The organism is Natranaerobius thermophilus JW/NM-WN-LF (genome assembly GCF_000020005.1).
In the GTDB taxonomy this organism is placed as follows: Bacteria; Bacillota; Natranaerobiia; order Natranaerobiales; family Natranaerobiaceae; genus Natranaerobius; species Natranaerobius thermophilus.
Genome location: NC_010718.1, coordinates 2,502,822 through 2,525,205, shown reverse-complemented (window position 1 = coordinate 2,525,205; position 22,384 = coordinate 2,502,822). Strand labels below are relative to the sequence as shown.

Here is a 22,384-nt window from a genome sequence, read left to right as displayed (position 1 = left end):
ATATGACGGGGTTTTTATGTTCAATATTGTAGCTTGAACTAATAGCTTTTGAATCTATTCCTGGGAGCTCCGCAGATAGGACAGTAATCAGGTACACCTTCAGTGGTTGTATAGCCACATTTGCCGCAAACACTTACTTCGTCAATGTCAATGTCGTTTCCATTGCTAACTGAGTCTATAGCTCTCTGGAACAACTCAGAATGGGCTTTTTCTGCTTCTAGGGCCCACTTAAAGCTTCGGATGGCACCTTTTTCATTTTGCATCTCAGCTACTCTCAGATAAGCAGGATACATTTCATGAATTTCAAAATCTTCGCCTTCCTTGGCACCTTCCAGGTTTTCTTTAGTATCTCCTAGGCCGAAACCAGCCATTGAAGCCACTAGAAAATCACCTTTTACATCACCCAGTACTTCAAAATGGTTTCCGGCGTGAACTTCTTCAGCATAGGCAATTCCATAAAACAATCTGGCTACGTTCGGATAGCCTTCATCTTCGGCTTTTCTGCCCCAGACTTTATAGCGTTGATAAGCCTGGCTTTCGCCACCAAAAGCAGATCTTACCTTGTTGGCAGTAATATTGTTCTCCACAGACGATCCCTCCTGAATTAATGTTAGCAATTAAGTTTATTAATAATTAAAACTCATTGCGTTTACTAATATTTTACTATAGTTTACTAGTTATTCGCAATGATAACTCCAATAATACTAGCTTTTTTTTAATTTGGAGCTGTCCTATTTCTATCTGGTTGAATTTCCTTGTTAATACAGCTATTTAGTCGTGTCAATTCATAGGTAAATATTTAATTAGTTATGTTCCATATTTAACCCTGCTAGATCTAACAATTGGGGGGTTACGAAGATTTCAATAACCGCTGCTACAGCTAGTAGAATTACAATTCCGGGAAGTAATTTGATACCATGGTTTATATTTGTTTTTAGAGCAGCCAAACGATTCGCTGATGAAGGTGGGAAAAGTAATTGATAACCAATCTTAAGACCCAAGCCACCTGAAATTAATATTGCGGGAATTTCAAAAATTCCATGGGGTAAGATTCCTAGTATGTAAACGGGTATAGGATTGATACCTTGAAATGACATAAATGATGCTAACACACCTAAAGCTCCACCATTTATTGAAAGTGCAAACAATGTCGGTAGGGATAAAATTATTCCGAAGAGGATCATAATCAGAGACGCCATGAGATTGTTCCAAAATAACATGACTGTTCCTATTAAAGGATCTGCTCCGAAAACCTGCTCACCTATTTGTTCAATTTCAGTAAAATAACCATAAAAGATATTTTCCACTAGCTGGGGATACAATGATGCGATCCCCCCAAAAAATAAAGCACTTCCAAAAAACACAATTGTGGAAGCTTTTACCCACAGGGAATTAAGTTTTAAATATTTGAGATTGTTAGATAAGAAATTTTCCATCATTGGCATCACTCCGTATATATTATTCATCATTAGATTGAATATGATACTGGATATTGTTATAATAATATATACTGGGATAAAAGTAAAGATATCGTCGGCCGGGTGCCCTTTCAGGGATAATAGGGAATCGGGTGCAAGTCCCGAACGGTCCCGCCACTGTAACCGTGAGCTTTGTTTGCAATAAAACCACTCGACAACTAAAAGTTTGTCGGGGAAGGTTAGAACGAAGCAATGACCGGAAGTCAGGAGACCTGCCCGGGCCGGAAGCCAGAAACCTTCGGTAGAAAGGGGATGGTAACTATGGCCGTTCTTTTCTTTGACTAAGGGTATGCTTAGACATTTTCGTTATCTGCATAGTCAAAGGCTGTAGTAAGCCAGTGCCTACTCTTCGGGAGAGGCATTTTTTATTGTTTTAAAATTTTTGTAATGGAGGGGTCAAATTGAAATTTACTAGATTAAGTTTGTACAGTATTTTAATTGTAATTATAATCATGGGTTCTGGGATATTAGCAGCCTGTGGCGATGAGGAACCAACCGATAAACAAGCCCAGGAAACTGCCGAGCAAAAGGATGGTGACAAGAAAGATCAAGAAGGGAAAGAACAAGATCAAGACCTAGCAGTAACGGTAACTGATCATATGGACAGGGAAATTGAATTCGAATCTCATCCGGAAACAGTGGTATCACTAATGCCTAATTTAACGGAAACTCTCTTCGCTTTGGATATGTCAGATCAGATACTGGGTATTACGGATTTTTGTAATTATCCCCAAGAAGTAGAAGATAAAACAAGGGTTGGGGATGCCTTTGATTTAAATGTGGAAAAAATCGTCTCACTAGAGCCAGATCTAGTAGTAATGGGCGGTGGAGAAATGATGGGTGAGATCAACGATAAACTGGATGAAATGGGCATTAAAACCCTGGTTTTTGATCCCCAGGATTTAGATGAAGTAGAAGAAATGTTCTTAACCCTGGGCGAAGTATTCGACAGGGAAGAGGCAGCCGAAAATCTACATGAAGAATTTAAACAGGAAAGAGAACAATTACAGTCTGAAGTATCTGATATAGATGAGACTCAAAGTGCTGTAGTTCTCTTAGAACCGGAATCTTTGTATACCGTGGGAGAAGATGTCTTTCTGTCTGAAGTCATAGAGTTGACAGGTGTAGAAAATATTGCATCGGATATCAGCGGTTACGATGAAATTAGTCAGGAAGTTCTACTAGACCAGGATCCTGATGTGATTATTACTACTTATCACGACATCGAGGAATTGAAAGCCATGGGAGCTTTATCAGAATTAACGGCTGTTAAGGAAGGTCGAGTTTATCAGGGACATGACGATAAGCTAAGCAGACCTGGTCCCAGGGTGATTGATGGCGCTCGGGAAGTATTTGAAGAAATTTATTAATTACATTTTTGCGAGACTAAAAAGGAAGGCGGGTGTGGTATGAGGAATAAAAAAAAGATTGCCTTTTTTACAATATTAATACTGGCTTTAATATTCACTTTTGGTACAGTTACAGCCATTGGAGTAGCTGAGATTTCTTATAGAGATACTTATAGGATCATAGCCTCTCGCCTTCCATTTTTATCAAATGTGATTGATGCTAACTGGGCCCAGGGTCATGAAGCTATTATCATGAATTTACGCCTACCCAGGACCCTGTTAAGTATAATGGTAGGAGCTGCCCTGTCTATGGCAGGTACGACTTATCAGGGATTACTTCGCAATCCCCTGGCAGATCCTTTTACAATTGGAGTTTCTAGTGGGGCTGCAGTAGGAGCCAGTCTCTATTTATTAATACAGGAACAGGAATTGTTGGCAGGATTATTTCGAACATTACCGGAATTGATTGGTTTGCCTGGCTTTAGTTTTGCTGGTGGGATTTTGGCCTTGGCTATAGTTTATTCTTTGGCTCGAGTTGGTGGACGAGTTCCTCCGGTAACTTTGTTGCTGGCCGGAGTTGTAGTTAGCTCATTCCTGTCAGCTGTAATTTCTTTTATCATGATCATTTCAGGTGAAAGCATGCAAGGAATCTTTTTTTGGATTTCAGGAGGTTTTAACCTGGCCGGATGGCAGCATGTGACGATTTTATTTCCTTATTTACTGGCAGGGGGAATAGTTATCTATTTTTTTGCCAGGGATTTGAATATTATTTTACTGGGAGAAGAATCTGCTACTTATTTGGGAATTCCTGTTGAGCAGGTTAAAAAAATTTTGCTGGTGACAGCTTCTTTATTGACGGCTGCCTGTGTGTCAGTTAGTGGCATGATAGGTTTTGTTGGCTTGATTGTACCCCATGCAGCCAGGTTGATTCTCGGGCCAGATCATAGGCTCTTACTTCCGGGGGCATTGCTTTTAGGCGGGATAGTCTTAGCATGGATGGATGTTTTGGCCAGGACCATGTTGAGCCCAGCAGAAATTCCTGTAGGAGTGGTGACTGCCTTTGTTGGTGCTCCTTTCTTTTTAATTTTATTAAAGCAAAAGCGAGACGAATTTTATTTTTAAGAAATATAAACTTGAGGTGAGTTTGTACTTATGTCTGTAACATTAAAAGTGAACAATCTATCATTTTGTTATCCATCCAATCAGGTACTGTCTGGGTTGAGCTTTGAAATTGAACCTGGAGCCTTTACCGGCATAGTCGGTCCCAATGGTTCGGGAAAAAGCACTTTGTTGAAAAACTTGACATCTTATTTAGAACCGGAAGAGGGTACAATCTATCTCGATGACAAAAAGTTAGCTGATTACAATATTAGAGACCTTTCTAAAAAACAGGGGGTAGTTTCTCAGGATAACCAGGTGAATTTTAATTTTAGTGTATATGAACTAGTTTCCATGGGGCGAGCACCCTATATGAGTAGATTTTCCCGGATGTCCACTGCCGACAGGGAGATTGTGAAAATGTCTATGGAGGATACCAACTGCTGGCATTTGAAGGATAGACAGGTCTTTCAACTTTCAGGAGGGGAGCGCCAACGGGTCATCGTTGCTAGGGTATTAGCTCAAACCCCTCAACTCTTGCTCCTTGATGAGCCAACTACTTTTTTAGATTTGGGTTATCAAAAAGAGTTAATGGATCTATTAGCTAGGTTAAATCAAGAACGCAATTTGACAGTGATTATGGTCTTACACGATCTCAATCTTGCTTCGGAATACTGCCGTAATTTGATACTGATGGAGCAAGGTGAAATTGTTGACATGGGATCACCGGAACAAGTGATTAATGAAGCCAACCTGGAACGAGTGTATAAAACCAAATTGACTGTAATGGAAAATCCCGTTACTCGATCGCCCATGGTAGCAGTATGGCCTGGTCCTAGATTAGCAGAAATCCAACCTGATAATCCTGATGATCAAACTATTCAGCCCAAAATCACTGGTAAAAGTCCCATATCGGACAAAAAGATTCATGTAATCAGTGGGGGCGGTGAAGGGACTGAATTACTCAAAGAACTATTTTTGTGGGATTGTCAGGTGAGCTTGGGAGTTGTAAACCTGGGAGATTCAGATCACAAAAAGGCCGTAGATCTTGGTTTTTCATCAGTTGTTTGTGAACCTTTTTCACCAATAGATGAAGATAGCTTTCAAAGGGCAAAAAATAAAATCCTGGATTCGGAAGCTGTTATATTGGCTCCAGTTCCCTTCGGTCATGGCAACTTAAAGAACTTGGAATTAGTTCAAGAGGCAGTAAATCAAGGTAAGCCCGTAGCTTTATACAAGATCAGTCCCGATGAAATTAGTGACTACACAGGTGGTGAAGGAAAACAACTACTGACAGAACTGGTGGATAATTACGCCGGTCGGTCACTGGATAGTGCTGGAGAAAATAACCCGGGCTTAGAATTAATCGACAGCAAGGAAGAGTTGTTAAATTGGTTAAAAAACAGCCGGTCTGGGGATTGATTTATCTATATTCAAAGATAAATCCCCACCGGCTGTTAATTTTTTGTGGGTAAATTGTGGAAAACCCTGTGGATATTTCCTGTTTTTTGTGGAAATCCTGGGGATAACTATGTGGAGCAATCAATCAAATGAACATTTTAGCCATTAAATGCTTATAGATTTCAGGATTTTCTTCAGGTGACGTATATGCCATTAAAAGCCTTAATGATGTAGAATTACCCGGAAATAGAGTTTGATTAGAGCTTACTAAGACAATATTCCCATCAAAGGAACCACCGTCCATGAGAGTAATTTTATGACCTGGTGCCAGCATTGCCGCAGAATAAATGGGTCCTTTAACAGTGCAGAAATCCCTGGTTATAAAGTCTTTTGGATATTTCCTGGGAAATATCAGTGGCTTCCCCTGATTTGTAATAAATTCTCCTTCTTCTTCTTTCATGTTATAAGAAGTCATTTTCCCGAAATTAATTCCAGTAACTGTTTTGCTGGTATTCTTTACATGGAAGTTACAGTACAGCAAGTTACTTCCCGGTAGGGTCAGATATTGAATCGAAAGATCCAGGCCAATGGATAGCTGATATTCCAGCATGATGCCTCGGAAATTTTCATTTAAAACTTTCTGTTTTGACTGTTTAGCCTTTGGTTTTTGATATTCCAAAATATGTTTACCGGGAAAATGCTCATCAATTGTGTGTATAAAAGGTGTTATCCCGCCTGTATATGGATAAAAGAAGGAAAAATTAGTGATTTCGGGATAGGTTGACGATAAAATCTTGATTCCCTCGTTTTCTTTTTGAGTATTTGTATTTACTTCTTTAGCCTCAGTAGTCCTTTCTTCGGCAAGGGGATCATGTTTCGTTATTTGAGTAATTGAACCGGAAAAGTTTTGTCGAACTTTCAAATTCAGAGTTTCGTTATCGATAGTAATTGGATCTTTTTTACCAGCAGGTTTATCCACAGTCACTTTATACTTGTTACTTCCCGTCTTGATCATGGGCAAGTCGAATTCATGGATTCTATCTCCTCTGACTTTCAAGGTGTAATTTTCTACTCTTTGTCCTTTGAAATTGACCGGTATTTCAACTTCTGGTTTATCTTCTCGGCGAGAGAGATAGAAATATTTTTCTGTAATCAGGTCACCATCCTGATTTAATACCCGGTAGCTTCCGGAAAAAGGTTTGTTCCTTCTAGTAGTTAGACGGAATTTAGTTTTGTTAACAGGTGACATGGTGGCTTTCACCTGGGGATATAACTGTAACTCTCCACCTTGCACCTCCTGACTGGGGGTGGGCAACTCTTGTTTCTTTTTCCTGTAAAAATGATATTCTACTGGAGAAATTAACTGTTCTTCACCTGCTGATAATCGGAAATCTTCTCGAACTACAGGCATTAAAGTGTTCCCTAGATAAACATCAGCTTTTTGTGAAAACTCACAACTGATGTCTCTTTCTGGAAAACTAATAGTGTATCTAGGTTCGGTAAACAGATCTGCTCCTTGTGGAAAATCGCGTTTAGTAACAGGAAAGGCCCCAGGTAAAATATCTTCAATCAAAGGACCATCTTTTAATGGAGCACTAATTTTCATATTCGGACGTGGTGGTACAAATGCTTCTATCTGGGTCGTTATAGATTTTTTTCTAGAAACGGGATTGCGTACTTTTCCCGATACCGTTAATTTACCCTGAGGGGATAAAGTGAGTCGAGTAATAATTTGCAAGTCTTGGTATTTTTCAGATTTAAACTGGACCTCTGCCGTATTTTGATGAACAGTACAATCAGGGATTTTTCTGCCAAATTCATGATTGTGAAAGGGGGGTCCTGGGATTACAGATTTTCCTTGCAATAACTTTCCACTTTCTTTAGATTGTTTATCCCTTATTAAAAATTTGTCATATAAGGAATAGGCTCCAGAATTTTTGTCTACTTCCAGAAGATAATAGTGGGTTTCAACTTTTAGCTTATTTTCAGTTTGATAACCATAAGTTATAGCAGTCCCTTGATTTTGGCTCCTTGCCTTTTGATATGGTTCGTGACCTTCTCTAATGAATACTGGTATAACTGTGTTGTCTTCTTGCGTTTCGGTAATATATGGTGCAGATCTTAGCTCTTTGCAATTTGAATACAGAGCTAGTTCTCCTAGACCTGATTTTTTGGCTGCTAATTTAATAGGTAATGAAATTTTATCTTCAGCTTCCAATAGTAAACTGAAAGTTAATGCGTGCATTTCAGTATTGCGTAGATTCTCAGTTTCCGTGATTGTTTGAAGTTTTGAACAGCTTTTCGAAAATTGTCGTCTATTAGTCTTGTTGGTAAGGAGAGTTGGTTTGAAATGTTGGCTGCTCCATAGTTGAATATATATCTCCAGGGATTTTGATGTGTTATTGCTGACAGTGATATATGTTAAGTCCTCTTCCCCTGTTGTCAATAATGGTACTGGTTCTTCTTCAAATGAGATACTAAAGGGGTGAACTATCTGTTTGGAAGTAGTCAGTGGTATCTCTCTTTCATCAGAGAATTTGATAATGGATCTTTGAGTCAAAATTATATCTTCAACAGTCTTCCCCGAATTTTTAAGCTTTCCGGGTGTTTTTAAGATAGAACTGTGAGATTCTCTAAGTTGTGTTTCTTGCTTTCCTTGATGGTGTTGGTGTATTTTAGGTGGAAAGACATGGTTTTCTGTTAAATTACTTTCTGTTTGATTATTTTCACCTTTATCCTTTAAAGTACCTTTCTCAGTAATTGAAGTGGAAGTGACTATTTGATCAAAGTTCTCCTCCCAGATGCTGTAAGAATCGGGGTCTTCAGCAGGACGATCTGCATCTAAACCTGGTGTTATAATCAAATTTGCAGAGACTTGATCGGGATTTTCTTTTGGTACAGATAACTCAGTTCTACAGCTCAGCTGGGGTGTTTTAAAAGCTGCTATTTCTTGGGTTCGTCTATCCACAGTGGCCTCCCAATGGATATTACCTTTTTGGAAGCGGTAAGTTAATAGCTCTGTTGTACCTCCTGGGGTAAAGTCTTCCATAAAGGGAGGATTAGGAATGATAGATTTTTGCCAACTATACTTTTTGAAATAGTTAGTCAGGACTGGATAATTTAATAATAACGGGATGTAACTTTCTAATCTAGTGGATCTGCCTTCTTTAATCCAAAAAAAGCCCAGGTCTTTGTACAAAGGTAGAGCTTTGTGATTACCAGGCCAAGTACGAAGGTCTACCCTATGATATCCTAAAAGCGTGGTTTCATAAATAGCTTTTTCAAGCAAAGCCCGTGCCACGCCCTGTCTGTAAAATTTCGGTCGCACATTTAACAAAGCTATGTACCCAACATTGATCTCATGGGGATGGGGACTGTATTCTAAAAGGCCGGCTACTTCTTCAGTAGAATTACATACAGCTAGCCAAATAAAGGTTGAATCACTCTCTTTTAATATTTGACTAATATCTTCAATTCTCAATGGTATACCCTGATTCAAGGATCTGGGCCAATGAAGATCACTTTCCTCTATCATGGTCTTGATGGAGCTGAGATACTTGGAGTCGTAGTCTGTAATTTTAAACTCCATATTGATTCCCCCCTTACTCAGTAATTACAAAATATTCATGTATTGATAATAAGATTCATTTATTTTATTGTAAGACTAAATTAAAAAAAAGAAAAGGTCAACAGGAAAAAATATTCGCCTATCGAAATAATTAGAATTAAAGCGAATCAATAGTAGAGGAGATGGATTACATTGGATTTACCAATAGAAATTACACTTATAGAAATAATTGAAAAACTCCTGGGATTGATCCTCCTTTATGGACTGGGGCTTTTGGGTTGGTACCTGGGCATCAAGATCAAACTGCCTGCAGCTCCAGTTCTAGGAGGTGTTTTGCTAATAGGTAGTCTCCGTGTTATGGGACTTCAGCTTCCCTTTTTACCCCAACCAGTTGTCCTGGGGTTACAAATAATGCTAGGTGTCATGGTAGGTTCCAGACTTGACCGCCAAGCCATGAAATCCCTGAAGACAATTGCTTTACCGGCAGTACTAATTTCTACTTGGGCAGTGACAATAACCCTAGTATTTGGATTTTTGATAGCTGCTATAAGTGGTTTGGAAACTACTACTGCCATATTGGGCTCTAGTATAGGTGGTCTGCCAGAAATGACTGTTTTAGCTGAAGATACAGGTGCGGATACAGTTACTGTAGTAATGTTTCATATTTTAAGAGTTTTGTCTACTATGCTAGTGTTTCCCTTTATACTTTCCCATTTTAGTAGAAAATCTCAAGCACAAGCCAATACAACAACAAGTACAGATACCACCTCGTATGCGAATTATCAACAGATGGGAACATCTCAAAGTCCTGGCGATAATGGTAAAACTCAGAATAAATATCAAAAACTCAATCCAATTAAATTGCTGCTAACTCTGGCTGTTGCCGGAGGCTTTGGAGGCCTGCTTATATTAGTGGGAGTACCAGCCGGTGGCCTGGTTGGTGGAATGGTGTTTATTATTATAGCCAATTATTTTGAATTTCCCGTAGAAGTTCCACCTCGTAAAGCCCTTAATTGGTTTTTAGTGGGTATTGGTCTGATGGTAAGTAATGAAGTATCTCCTGAAACTATGGAACTGATTTTATCCGGAGAACTTGTGATTCCCTTAGTATTATCCGTAACCTTGACTTTAGCGTCTTCCTTTGGGGTGGCATATTTAATAAACAAGCTAACAGGATGGGAGTATACTTTGTGTTTTTTAGCCAGTGCACCAGCTGGATTTACTGTCATGACGGGCTTTGCATTAAATGAAGGTTATGATCCTGTACGAGTTTCTTTACTGCACTTGTCCAGGCTTGTGACATTGAAACTAGTAATTCCATTCTTATTTATGATATTCTATTGATGACAGTACCAAAACTATCAACATTTAACTTCAATACAACTTTTAAATAAAAATTATAGGTGGTGATGGGAAGGTGAATACTTCAAATTATAACAAGAAATTTATAAAATGTTTACTGAATGGCTTGATAGGGATTTTACTTTTAGGTGGCGTCTTTTTTGCAAATTTTGCCATGGTGGTATTTGATTTTTCTCACTATGAACAGCAGTTTGAGGAGCTAGATCGAGTTGAGTTCACTGGTATCGAGCAAGCAGAACTTTATCGGGTAACAGAAGAGATTCTAGATTACTTAAAGTTACAGCGGTCTCATATTGATATAACAGCTGAGATAGAAGGTGAAGAAGAACGGCTGTTCACAGAACGAGAGCTAATTCATATGGAAGATGTCAGGGACCTCTTCAAAGGTGGTTATGTTATCCTTGTAGGGAATATATTCTTATTAATTCTAGGTTTTTATTTTGGTAGTAGTTATTTAACTTATTATCACGGCCAATATTTAAATTCCAGAAGGGAAGCCACTGCCTATCTATTAAAATGGGGAGCTCGGCTTGCATTGGCACTATTTTTGTTGTTAGCTGTTATTTTCTTCTTGGGCTTTGATTTTTGGTATGATCAACTTCATATCTGGTTATTTGACAATGATTATTGGCTGTTAAATCCTGAAACTCATAATCTAATTAGAATTTTTCCAGTACCTTTCTTTTACAATACCATTTTCAGGATTGTTTATCGAACAGTGGCTCACCTGGCAATTCTGTTATTAATCTCTTGGACTATTCCCAGAATCCCTGTCAATCCTTTGAATAAAGGCTAGTACTTCTGCTACACCTTGATACAGTTCTTCGGGAATTTCTTGGTAGAGGGATAGCTGGGATAAAGTATTAGCCAGTTCAGGGTCTTGGTAAATATAAATCCCCTCTTCTTCGGCTCGTCGAATTATTTCGTCGGCAACTAAACCTTGACCGGCAGCGATTAACTGAGGGGCTTGATTTTTATCTTGATCGTACTTTAATGCAGCAGCACGTTTGAAATGTTTGGGCTTGCGCGCCATTTTAACAACCTCCAAATTATCGTTATATTGGTTTATCGTTATAGTGTCTAATTGTCATATTTGGATATTGAAAGTCTGACAATTAGATTTTGTAATCTAGATTCCCTTCAGGTGTAAAAGGTGTCCGGGCCAATCTGGATTGTAGCTCAGGTGTTTCCATACGAGCTGTTTGTGTTTCCGCCCTGGCAACAGTTAATCCTGACTTATTTAACTGCTGTTTTAGCGAGGGCAGATGTTTTGATATCAACTTATTGGTATCTTCAATATGAGATGTGAACTGCAGTGACAATACCTTAGATTTAAAATGAATTCTGATCACAAGGGGTCCTAACTGTCTTGGGTTCAAACTTATTCCCAGGGTAATTTCGGAAGAGCCCTGTTTTGCATTGTATCCAGGTCCTTTTTGCTGTCGTTGGAAGCGGGAGATATAAAACTCACCAGGAGCCTTTTCACCATTTAATTGAAGTAAAAAGAAACCGAATAGGGGTTCTTGAATCAAATTGGGTTGACCAGATTCGTTTCTTATAGCGTTTATAGCCCTGGACATTCCCAGTAATGCCAAAAGATTGTTTTGATCCTGTCCTGATGACTCCAGTCTAAAGGGACTTAACTCCCTTGTTCCTGGGCTGGTTTCAGTGACTTGGACTTGGGGACCAGGATGGTTTTCACCGTTTTCCCCCTGGCCCCCCTGAACTGCTTGACCTTGAAGGTTTAAACTGCTTGACTGGTCTTGATTTGTTAAAAACAATTTAAACACATTGGTCAGGGAAGTTTTAATGCCCTGAGTATTAAGACCGCTACCCTGGCCTGGCAATCCGTGCTCACCCCAGTTCTGGGCTTGGGGTATCAGAAATACATCTCCTAAAGGAGAGGTAGATAATTCCTGGGAGTTTAAGGTAGCAGAGTTTAAAAAACTCTTGGCTGTAGCTACTGTACTATCATTAATAGGTAATTTATTTAAATGTAAAAAAACTATTTCTTCTAAATTATTTAGCGAAAAAGTACCGCTTCCAGCTGGCTGGTCCTGGGAAACAGTTGGGAAAAAGCTGGCCAATTCAGTAATCAAATTTGGGCTGGGTTTTTTACCCATGGATATCACGGTTTTAGCAATTTCTCTGTGAAGGGGAGTATCTGAAATTCTAGAGCCCTGTTCTTTAAAAAACCGATCCGTCTTAGCATTTAATTCTGCTTCTTCTTGGGACTCTAGGAGCTGGAGATAGGTCGTCCCCGAACTATCTATATAAACACGTCCTTTAATCCAGGTACCTTCAGATAATGGAATTTCTGACTTTACTTGAAATAGATTATTATTGAGATCTAAGATCACACGATCTCCTTGAGACTTGGCTACTCTGGCTTTGACAGTATTGCCAGGTTTGAAAATTTCTTTAATTTTATCTGCAATGGAGGTTAACTTAAGATTGTTTTGCCCTGTTAAAGGAGAAGAAGGGAAGAATTTGATCATACTTTATCACTCTCCAGTATTTGATACTAGGGAGTATTATTCTCTTTTTGTATGAAAATTCCTGTTGTCTGTGAAAATTAACAATGGCTTATTAGGGAGGGAGAAACCATGGAAAATCCTGAACAGGTTCATATTGATTACAACTTTAGAAAAGCGGGTTTTCAAGACCGTGATGAAATAATTACGATATGCGATGAAATGGGTAAAGATTATTTACCCAGGGTAATTGATAATTGGCTATCTATGGAAAAGGGTGGCTTATACCTGCTTGAAGACCAAGACCAAAATAACAACAATATTGTAGCTTTTTGCCAGATCAAATTTCACACTGAAGACCAGGCTTGGCTGGCAGGGATGAGAGTTAGACCTGATTATCAAAACTTGGGAGCAGGGAGTGTATTAACTGGAAAGTTGGCTCAAAAAGGTGGCGAAGAAGGCGCTTCTTTTGTTCGGCTAACTACTACTCTGGATAATTATCCAGCTCAAAAAGTTGGGGAAAAACACGGTTTTTATAAAAACTCTCGGTGGAGAATCTTTTTTCACGAAGAACTGCCTGCTGAAAATGTAATAAAAAGTGATGAACCTAGATCAAAAGAATCTAAATATAGACTAACATGGCAAGAATTCCCTTGTGTAAAAGACTGGTTTGAACAATGTGCTGCGGGTAAATTTGAGCTGGAGTTGGGTTATAACCGGAAATTTCTGTTCTTAACGGATTTTACTTTTGTAGGTTTGTCGAGCTCAGAAGTGCAAACTTTGGACGATAAAACCCGATACTTGTTATCAGTTTCAGGTGAGGACCGGATAAGTTTTCTTGGTGAAGAGACTTCAGATTCTGAGAACCGCCCAGTATTTGCTATAAACAAGATCCTATTCACTGATAATGAATTACAACAGGGGAAAGGAGACCGACTAGATTTTCCCGCTTTAATCCGTGCTTTACTTTTGGAATTGAAAGCACAAGGATACTGGGGCTATACCATAGCAATTCCGTATCAGCTCTGGGTAAAACATAAGGAGGAATTGACCAGGTTTATGCCAGAAGATGAGGGTGAGGCCTTTTATCTCATGGAACGATCCTTTAAATAAAATTTAATGAGATCCCGTGTGGTGATGTGAAAATGGAGCCTGAAGAAAAGCAAAGCAGTCCCGGTAATAGTTTAGAAGGGAGAATTGCCCCTGACAGAGAAAATATCTTAAGAAACCTGTGGAAACTCAGTTGGCCGGTAATGTTGGGGATGATGCTTCACTCCACCCTGGCAGTAGCCGATACTTTTTTCGTAGGTCGTTTGGGGGATTATGCCGTTGCAGCTATTTCCTTGTCGGGCAATATCTTTTGGCTATTGATCACAATATCTGAAGTCATTAATGTAGGTACAGTATCCATGGTAGCAAGATTTATCGGTGCCGAAGAACCAGGAAAGGTTAAAAATACCATTCTCCATTCAGGACTGTTTGCCTTGTTGTTATCTCTGTTGGTATCTTCTTTGTTAATCTACTTTTCGGCACCTTTTTTGAGTTTATTTACTCAAGATGAACAGATCCTGGCTTCTGGAACTGCCTATCTTAGAATCATGGCTGTGGGTATGTTCATTCTATTTTTGTATATTGTTATGAGTGCATCGTTTCAGGGTGCTGGAGATACTAAGACACCAATGAAGATGCTATTTTTTGCCAATGGCTTAAATATTATTCTTAATCCAGTTTTTATCCTGGGCCTGGGTCCTGCCCCGCGCTTAGAAGTCATGGGAGCCGGGGTAGCTACTTTGGTCTCCAATTCCCTGGCCCTGTTAATATTGGGGCGTTGGTTTTTCCGGACCAATAAGTTGCCGGCTATTAAGGTAAGTGATTTTCAGTTTAATAGGTCTATAGCAAGAAATATCATGGCTATCGGATTTCCGGCTGGAGTTCAAGCCATATCCAGACCATTGACGGGTATGATATTAATGTACATGGTCTCTATCTTTGGTGATGATGCCATTGCAGCTTTTGGCGTGGGTCAACGGGCCCTGTCTTATGCTTTTATAGTATCAGCAGGTCTAATGGTGGCCACTACTACCATGGTAGGACAGGGACTAGGTACAGGAGATCTGGACTATACTAGAAGTATATCTAGAAAAAGTATTATAATCGGATTTTTATTTCAAGGTGCTATAGCTTTGGTTTACTTTGTCCTGGCACGGCCGATTATGGATTTATTTATTACTGAATCCCAATTGGCTGTAGAGATGGGTGTCAACTATCTGCGAATTATTGCCCTGGGCCTTTTATTTGCAGGTCCAATCCGGGCTTTTGTAGGGACTTTTAAAGGAGCAGGTGACACGGTTCCGGGTATGGTGGCCGCCTTTATATCTAATTGGATAGTCAAACTTTCTCTGGCTTATCTAATGGCTTTCCATATGGAAATAGGAACTAATGGTATCTGGTGGGCTATTACTATTTCTATTGGAATAGAGATAGCAATTTTATATTACTGGTACCAAAAGGGGACCTGGCTGTATCGCAAGATACAGGTTCAGGAATAGGGTAAATAAGATAAAGAGGAGTTTTAACACAGATCAGGTTTAAGGAGAAAATTTAGATGACTTATAATCTGGAAATTGCTTTAAATAGTTTAATAGATCGATCAGGGGCAAAGCTAATTGGAAAGGGTTTTCTCGTGGGTGGCAGTCTTCGAGATCTCCTTAGCGGCAAAATCCCCGTTGATCTGGATCTTGTCTTTAATCGGGAGGACTTAGAGGTTATTGTAGAGAATTTACAGTTATCCCAAAGGAGATCTGATAAAGGGGATAAATTTATCATTCTGGATCAAGGCAGGCAAATATTCAGGTTCATACCTGCTGAACCGGAAACAAAGATTTTTGTCGATCTAATGCCTTTGAAGGGCAGGGACTTGCAAGAAGATTTGGGGTGTAGGGATTTTACCATCAATGCAATGGCTTTATCCCTCGACAAAATGATAGTAAAACCAAATCCGAAGCAAGGATCAGTAGACGAAGGGTCTGAACTCCTGTTTAAAATTCCTAATAGCACTAAAAAAATGGAACAGTTAATAATCGATCCCTTTCAGGGGAAATTAGACCTAAAACATAAGGTTGTCAGGCCAGTATCCCAACGTATTATGGAAAATGACCCCCTAAGATGTTTGAGAGCATTCAGATTTTTTGTCTTAGGCTATGACTTATCTAGGGAAATTTTAAACCTAATTGAAGAAGGTGAATATTCCTGGTCTGATATTTATGGCCAGATAGCCCAGGAAAGAATTTATCATGAAATGAAAGCTATTTGGGCTTCGAATAGTTCTTTACAGCGTCAGGCTCAGCTCCTTCAGTTAATGCAAGTACTGGGCTTTGATGAGCATATTAATTTCAGACAAAATAATCTAATTACGCTATCATCTATCTTGGAAATGTTGTTAGACAGCTGGTCCTGGTCCAAAACATACCCACAAATAAACAGATTTGAACTGGCTTTTTTATTATGGGACTTAGCAGGATTTAATTTTTATGAAGAATTGACTTTACCTAAATCCTTAAAGAGCTTACAAGAAGGAGTTTTAAGGGGAAGGCAGCAAATCCCTGTAAATGTCTGTTCTAAATGTCGCTACCGTTTTTATGCCCGAGAACTGGTTAAATTCAGGGATAGTACCTGGTTAAAATTAGAGTCTCTGGGATGGTTGTTGAATTTTGCCAGGACTCAAGTTCAGGAATTTAATAGTAGTTCCAATGTTGAATTTAATAATTCCAGGGATATGGAGGGAGTAATCAAGCTGAGCTTGAAGAAAGAAGCACAAATCATTCCTTTACTGATTACAAGATATAAGCAGATTAAGGAAAAGTATGATGGCAACTGGTTGTTAGAGCATAGCGGAAAAGACCCTGGCCCCTGGTTGAAACAAGCTCTTCAGGACTTGCACTATCAAAAATTGATTGGCGATGAATCGGGGGAATCAAATTATGAATAAAGCTATTGAAAATTTTACAGTATTAACAACGAAGTATAACAGAGCCGTGAATAAAATAACAGGAAAAAGTTTTATAATAAATTTTATGGCTAATTTCTGTTAACTGAGCAGTTAATATGGTAAGCTATAAGTGTTGCAGTTTAATCGGGGAGAGTGAGATGAATTGACATTAAATCGAGGCCAAGCTATAAAAGCAGCCGGTGCTATGACTATAGTATCATTACTGAGTAAGGTGTTTGGATTTCTCAGGGAAATGGCCCTGGCCAGAGAATTTGGAGCCACTTTTGAAACTGATGCTTTTTTAATTGCCATTATGATACCGCAGATACTATTTGCTTCCCTGGGAGCATCCATTGCTACGACATTTATACCACTCTATACTGAAGCCAGGTTAGACAACAAACATGAAGTGAACTCCTTTGTCAGTACTTTTTTCAAAATTATGGTGGGTTTAAGCAGTATCATTGTAACTGTGGCCCTGCTTTTTACTCCTCAGCTAATTTCCGTAATCAGTCCTGGTTTTACAGGGGAAGTGCGTGAATTATCTATTCTGCTAACTAGAATCATGCTTCCTGTAATAGTCTTTTTAGCTGCTGGTGGTGTCTTAAAGGGGATTTTACATTCACATAATGAATTCTTGATTCCCGTGTCCGTAGGTGTATTTCAAAATGTGATTATTATAGCCTTTATCTTGATATTAGGTCCAACTTACGGGATAGAAATGGTAACAGTGGGCAGTTTAATCGGTTTTTCCATGAACTTTTTTATCTTGTATCCGAAAGCTCGCAAATTAAAAGTGCCTTTAATTGATAAACTGAAACCTTTTCATCCCCTGGTTAAGCGAAGTTTTTACTTAATGCTTCCCATCCTTTTTGGTAATATGGTTCTTCAGTTAAATAAGTTGGTAGATAGAATGCTGGCTTCTAACTTGGAAGAGGGTAGTATATCTGCTTTAAACTATGCATCTAAGATATTTACATTACCTCACGGAATTTTTGTCATGGCAGTGGCAACTGTACTGTATCCATCTTTCAGCCAGTTTGCTGCCAAGGGTAATGTAAACAGGGTTAAAGAAACCATGGTAAGCGGTTTATCCAGTCTTGTCTTTTTAATTCTACCTATGATGATAGGTGCCCTGGTTTTAAGAGAGCCAATTATCAGGGTGTTATTTGAACGGGGAGAATTTGATGCAACAGCGACGGAGCGCACAGCCTTTGCTTTGTTTTTTTACTCTCTGGGAATGCTTTCAATATCATTAAGGGAAATTATCAATCGGGTGTTTTACTCTTATCAAGATACAAAAACTCCTATCAGGATTGCTACTATCTCGGTTTTTATCAATATCGGATTGAATTTTCTCTTAGTCGGCCCTTTGGGGCACGGAGGACTGGCCTTTGCTACCAGTATATCCATGACCATCGGAGTAGTTTTATTATTTATTAGTGTCCGGCGCTTCCTAGGACCCTTTGGTTTAAGGTCATTTACAGTAAATGGGCTCAAAATGTTACTGGCCGCGGGAACCATGGGAACTATTCTCTACGGAGTCAATTTAATTTTACCGGAAGGTACAGCAGCTATCTGGAGGCTTGTGATACCGACTATCTTTGGTGGCTCTGCTTATTTAGCGATCTGTAGGGCATTGCAAGTCGAAGAAATGGATATAGCCAAAGATATGTTGATAAAAGCTCTCAACCGATTCCGAAAATGACATTGATAAACATGATGGACATAATTAGAAATAAATGAACATAATTAGACAACACCGATGAATGATTCGAATAAGATAAGGACTTTTAATTTATAGAAAATTTATTTAAATGGGGCTTTAGTAGCATTAAAGCCCCATTTTCTTTTGGTAAAATATGTAGAAAAGAGTCTTATTTTTTCGGGGGTGGTAATGTGGTCTGGGGTTCAATTCCTGATAAAGATCGCAAAAGGCGAAGATTTTCTGATGGTATATCTGAAGAAGATGAGGTAATATCAGAAGAGGAGGAGCATCATCTAGGTGGTGATGATGCTTTTGATCGTTCAGTTAAAAATGTCGGGATAGATCTTGGTTACGGATATGTTAAATTTATCGATGGAAAAGAACCAAAAATGTTTCCCAGTGTGGTGGGTTACGGAAATTCACAAAAATATAAAAGTGCCCTTCAACTTGATTTAAATCCTTTAGATGATCTGCAAATTAAGATTGGTGACGAGCATTTTTTTATAGGTGATTTGGCTATCAGACAGAGTGAAGTGGCATCCCGAAGTTTAGGTAAAGATAGATCCCAGGATAAAAACGCCCGGGTGCTTATGTTAACTGCTCTCAGTTTATTGAGTAGTTGGGATAAGCAAGGATTTAACCTGGTTACTGGACTTCCTACCAACTTTTATGCTGCCTTTGCAGAGGAATGGGAATCAACTCTGAATGGTGAATTTAAAACCAAAATGAAAATAGGTGGAAAGACTCAGGAGCGATCATTTCAGATTGAAGAAGTCACTACCCTGCCACAACCTTTTGGAACTTTGTATGATCAGGTGTTGAACAGTGTGGGTAAGGTAGTTGATCGAGACTTGACTGATAGTAAAATTGGCATCGTAGATATCGGGTTTAAAACTACTGACCTGGCTGTTAGTGACGGTATGGAGTTTATTAATCCCCTGAGCTTTTCTACTACTACAGGTCTGAGCAATGTAAATCGGCTTGTGAACGAAAAACTCCGCCATGAATTTAAAATTGACCGGGAAGAGCATCAATTAGATGACTGTATTAACAGTCAAAAAATCATGGTGGCCGGTAAGTCGGAAGATATCTCATCATGGGTTAGAGAAGCCCTGCAAACTGTATCGGATAAAATAAGTGTAGAAATAGAATCAAAATGGGATTATAGGGATTTTGACACATTACTGTTAACTGGCGGTGGTGGAGAAATGCTGTATCCTTATCTAAAGGATAAGTTTCCCAACCTGGTTTTGGTTGAAGATCCTCAAACTGCCAATGTCAGAGGTTATCAAAAATTAGCTAATAATTTATTTAATGCTTAAATTCTTAAGCAGTATATTTCTTAATTAGCCATCTTTTATCAATTTCCGCCCCATCGTGCGTAATCACAGGGGCGGATTTTATTACGTAATTTTTTTCAAATTTCCATACAACTGACAGGAGATTAAACTCAACTTGTAGAATACACAAACGCGAAAGGTTTTGTGATATTTTTCTCAAGGAAGATTTAAAATTTGAAAAAAATTGGGGGGTTAACAAGTGACTGCGCTCTTTGAGCCCAAAAAAGTAAAAGATTTTCTTTTTAAGAATAGAATTATTATGCCGCCAATGGTGAGTGAGAAAGCAACTGAACAAGGACAAGTCACAGATAAAAATGTCGAATATTATTTAGACAGGGCAAAAGAGGGCCTGGCAGGGGTGATAGTGGAACCTGCATTTATTTCTGAAAATGGACGATGTAGTAGACATCAACTGTCAGCTGCTGATGACGATAAGGTTGAAGGTTTAAGTCGCTTGGCATCATCCATAAAAAACACTGGAGCCGTTGCCATACTCCAGCTAAATCATGGCGGAGCAAAGGCGTATTCCAAAGATAAAAGCGAACTTTTATCACCTTCTGGTGTACTAGCCCCTAATGTTACACAGGAAGTAACCCCCCGCCAGATGACTTTAGGGGAGATAGCCCAAGTTAAGGCAGATTTTATCAAAGCTACGGAACGGGCTATGGAGGCTGGTTTTGATGGTGTAGAAATTCATGGAGCCCATGGGTTTTTGTTAAATCAATTTAATTCACCTTTGACGAATTTTCGCCAGGATAAATACGGAGGTTCTCGAAAAAATCGAGCCCGACTCTCTCTGGAAGTAGCCAGTGATCTTAAAGAGGTTGTGGGAAATAAGTTACTCCTGTATCGTTTAGGCGCTACGGATGGATATGATAAAGGGTTGACTATGCCCGATGCCATTTGGATAGCAAAAGAGCTAGTCCGAAATGGTGTAGATATTATAGACGTTTCCGGTGGTCATGGGGGATATCGTGGTCACACAAGGAGTCAAGGCTACTTTGTTCCCATAGCTGTGGAAATTAAACAGAACCTGACTCAACCTGTCATGGTTGCAGGCGGCATCAGCAGCCCACAATATGCCAATGAGGTAATAGAAGAAGAAGGCCTTGATTTTGTAGGAGTGGGAAGAGCCCTGTTATCTAGGCCTGACTGGCCTTATATGGCTAAGCAAGAATTGATTAATCGTAAGTAAATAGATAGATATAGATAAGGTCCGCAGTAGGGCCTTTTTTTAAATGTAGGTGCTATTATATTTCAGTATTAATACAGTAAAGTCTTCATGTCAAATTTTCAATTGAACTAATTATGCAAGTTTTGGCATTGTTAAAGAGCACTAGTCCGGATAGATTTTTCTATTAATATAACTTATAGTATAATTAAGGTAAATTCAGCTATTTAAATGAGAAACTAATTCTCTACAATTTATTAAAATTGAGGTGTCAATCATGGGGTCAAGAAAAATTTATCTGGATAATAGTGCTACAACCAAAGTTGATAAAGAAGTGGCTGATGTTGTTTATAAAATAATGACAGAAGGGTATGGTAATCCTAGTTCTTTGCATGGTTTAGGTGTTACCGCTGAAGATAATATTACGAAAGTACGCTCTTTTTTAATGAAAGCTCTGAAAGCCTCACAGGGTGAGCTAATATTTACTTCTGGAGGTACCGAAGCTAACAATCTGGCTATTAGAGGTGTGGCTTATCGAGAAAACAGGCAAGGTAATCATCTGATAACTACAGAAGTGGAACATCCCTCGGTTTTAGAAGTTTTTAACAGTTTAGAAGATCAGGGATATCAAGTCACTTATCTGCCAGTTGATCATAAAGGTATAATTGACCTTTACCAATTGCAACAAGCTGTTAATGACGATACTATTTTAGTCAGTATTCAGGCCGTCAATAACGAAACGGGGACGATTCAACCGGTCAAAGAAGCAGCGAAACTGGTTAAGGACGTTTCGCATAAACCTGTATTTCATTGTGATGCCGTACAGGCAGTTGGTAAAATTGAGCTTGCTCCCGAGGACTGGGGAATTGATCTGTTGACTGTAAGTGCCCATAAATTTCATGGCCCCAAGGGTGTGGGTAGTCTGTATATTTCTCCTAGAACCAGATTAAAACCTTTGTTCTATGGTGGTGGTCAGGAACAGGACTTGCGACCAGGAACAGAAAATGTCCCTGGAATAACAGGTATGGGAAAAGCTCTGGAAAAAATGCTAAAGAACAGGGAACAATTTAAAGAACTCTATTCTTTGAAAAAACACTTATATGATAAAATCACCTTAAAACTAGGAAATGAAGTCATGCTGATAGGTCCTGAAATTCAGGAAGGTGTTCCCTATATCATGTCTCTGGCATTTTCTGGAGTCAAAGCGGAAGTTATGATTCACGCCCTGGAAAAAAGAGGTGTGTATGTATCCGCTGGGTCTGCCTGTACTTCTAATAAAGAAGGTGAAAGTCATGTGTTAAAAGCTATGAAAATTCCAGATGATTTTAGAGAAGGTACCATTAGATTGAGCTTTTCATATCATCATACCATGGATGAAATAGATTATGCGGCAGATCAGGTGATAGGAGTTTATCAAGAGTTAAAGCAATATGGCCGGAGGTGATAA

17 protein-coding genes and 1 riboswitch are annotated in these 22,384 nt (G+C 39.0%); of the genes, 12 read left to right on the top strand and 5 right to left on the bottom strand.

The window, feature by feature from the left end; genetic code table 11:
- Nucleotides 1-38 precede the first annotated feature (38 nt).
- Nucleotides 39-587 carry a rubrerythrin family protein gene (locus NTHER_RS12020; protein WP_012448784.1) on the bottom strand — a complete coding sequence of 183 codons (549 nt, stop codon included), beginning with the start codon at nt 585-587 and terminating at the stop codon, nt 39-41.
- A 216-nt stretch (nt 588-803) separates the two neighbouring features.
- Nucleotides 804-1,439 (bottom strand): stage II sporulation protein M, encoded by a 636-nt coding sequence (locus NTHER_RS12015; RefSeq protein ID WP_012448783.1) that lies wholly within the window; start codon nt 1,437-1,439, stop codon nt 804-806.
- Between the two features lie 83 nt (nt 1,440-1,522).
- Nucleotides 1,523-1,712, top strand: a riboswitch (cobalamin riboswitch).
- Nucleotides 1,713-1,879: 167 nt separating this feature from the next.
- Here NTHER_RS12015 and NTHER_RS12010 point away from each other — a divergent pair.
- From NTHER_RS12010 to NTHER_RS12000, 3 genes are read left to right on the top strand one after another with little or no spacing between them, the layout of a single operon-like run.
- A complete protein-coding gene (locus NTHER_RS12010; RefSeq protein ID WP_012448782.1) occupies nt 1,880-2,848 on the top strand; it encodes an ABC transporter substrate-binding protein in 969 nt (322 codons plus the stop codon).
- Nucleotides 2,849-2,887: 39 nt separating this feature from the next.
- A complete protein-coding gene (locus tag NTHER_RS12005; RefSeq protein WP_012448781.1) occupies nt 2,888-3,949 on the top strand; it encodes a FecCD family ABC transporter permease in 1,062 nt (353 codons plus the stop codon).
- A gap of 30 nt (nt 3,950-3,979) precedes the next feature.
- Complete coding sequence (locus tag NTHER_RS12000; protein ID WP_012448780.1) at nt 3,980-5,347, top strand: heme ABC transporter ATP-binding protein; 1,368 nt, start codon at nt 3,980-3,982, stop codon at nt 5,345-5,347.
- Nucleotides 5,348-5,471: 124 nt separating this feature from the next.
- Here the strand turns inward: NTHER_RS12000 and NTHER_RS11995 are convergent, their stop codons facing one another.
- The gene (locus tag NTHER_RS11995; RefSeq protein WP_012448779.1) at nt 5,472-8,915 is read right to left on the bottom strand and encodes a GNAT family N-acetyltransferase; all 3,444 of its coding nucleotides are present in this window, start codon (nt 8,913-8,915) and stop codon (nt 5,472-5,474) included.
- A gap of 171 nt (nt 8,916-9,086) precedes the next feature.
- Here NTHER_RS11995 and NTHER_RS11990 point away from each other — a divergent pair, with 171 nt between their 5' ends.
- The gene (locus tag NTHER_RS11990; protein WP_012448778.1) at nt 9,087-10,238 is read left to right on the top strand and encodes an AbrB family transcriptional regulator; all 1,152 of its coding nucleotides are present in this window, start codon (nt 9,087-9,089) and stop codon (nt 10,236-10,238) included.
- A 73-nt stretch (nt 10,239-10,311) separates the two neighbouring features.
- Nucleotides 10,312-11,052 carry a DUF1461 domain-containing protein gene (locus NTHER_RS11985; RefSeq protein ID WP_012448777.1) on the top strand — a complete coding sequence of 247 codons (741 nt, stop codon included), beginning with the start codon at nt 10,312-10,314 and terminating at the stop codon, nt 11,050-11,052.
- Here NTHER_RS11985 and NTHER_RS11980 read toward each other — a convergent pair.
- Nucleotides 10,999-11,289 carry an EscU/YscU/HrcU family type III secretion system export apparatus switch protein gene (locus NTHER_RS11980; protein WP_012448776.1) on the bottom strand — a complete coding sequence of 97 codons (291 nt, stop codon included), beginning with the start codon at nt 11,287-11,289 and terminating at the stop codon, nt 10,999-11,001. The genes NTHER_RS11985 and NTHER_RS11980 overlap by 54 nt on opposite strands.
- An 82-nt stretch (nt 11,290-11,371) precedes the next feature.
- On the bottom strand, nt 11,372-12,754 hold the full coding sequence (locus NTHER_RS11975) for a flagellar hook-length control protein FliK (protein ID WP_012448775.1): 1,383 nt from the start codon (nt 12,752-12,754) through the stop codon (nt 11,372-11,374).
- A gap of 108 nt (nt 12,755-12,862) precedes the next feature.
- Between NTHER_RS11975 and NTHER_RS11970 the strand changes: the two genes are divergently transcribed.
- From NTHER_RS11970 to NTHER_RS11935, 7 genes are all read left to right on the top strand, one after another.
- Nucleotides 12,863-13,843, top strand: coding sequence for a GNAT family N-acetyltransferase (locus NTHER_RS11970; protein WP_012448774.1), 981 nt, complete (start codon nt 12,863-12,865; stop codon nt 13,841-13,843).
- 32 nt (nt 13,844-13,875) lie between these two features.
- Complete coding sequence (locus tag NTHER_RS11965; protein WP_012448773.1) at nt 13,876-15,279, top strand: MATE family efflux transporter; 1,404 nt, start codon at nt 13,876-13,878, stop codon at nt 15,277-15,279.
- Between the two features lie 56 nt (nt 15,280-15,335).
- Entirely contained in the window at nt 15,336-16,718 is a 1,383-nt protein-coding gene (locus NTHER_RS11960) for a tRNA nucleotidyltransferase/poly(A) polymerase family protein (RefSeq protein ID WP_012448772.1), read from the top strand.
- Between the two features lie 163 nt (nt 16,719-16,881).
- The gene (gene murJ / locus NTHER_RS11955) at nt 16,882-18,426 is read left to right on the top strand and encodes a murein biosynthesis integral membrane protein MurJ (RefSeq protein WP_012448770.1); all 1,545 of its coding nucleotides are present in this window, start codon (nt 16,882-16,884) and stop codon (nt 18,424-18,426) included.
- 191 nt (nt 18,427-18,617) lie between these two features.
- Complete coding sequence (locus NTHER_RS11950) at nt 18,618-19,748, top strand: ParM/StbA family protein (protein ID WP_012448769.1); 1,131 nt, start codon at nt 18,618-18,620, stop codon at nt 19,746-19,748.
- A 217-nt stretch (nt 19,749-19,965) separates the two neighbouring features.
- Complete coding sequence (locus tag NTHER_RS11940; protein ID WP_012448768.1) at nt 19,966-20,961, top strand: oxidoreductase; 996 nt, start codon at nt 19,966-19,968, stop codon at nt 20,959-20,961.
- Nucleotides 20,962-21,214: 253 nt separating this feature from the next.
- On the top strand, nt 21,215-22,381 hold the full coding sequence (locus NTHER_RS11935) for a cysteine desulfurase family protein (RefSeq protein WP_012448767.1): 1,167 nt from the start codon (nt 21,215-21,217) through the stop codon (nt 22,379-22,381).
- Nucleotides 22,382-22,384: the final 3 nt, after the last annotated feature.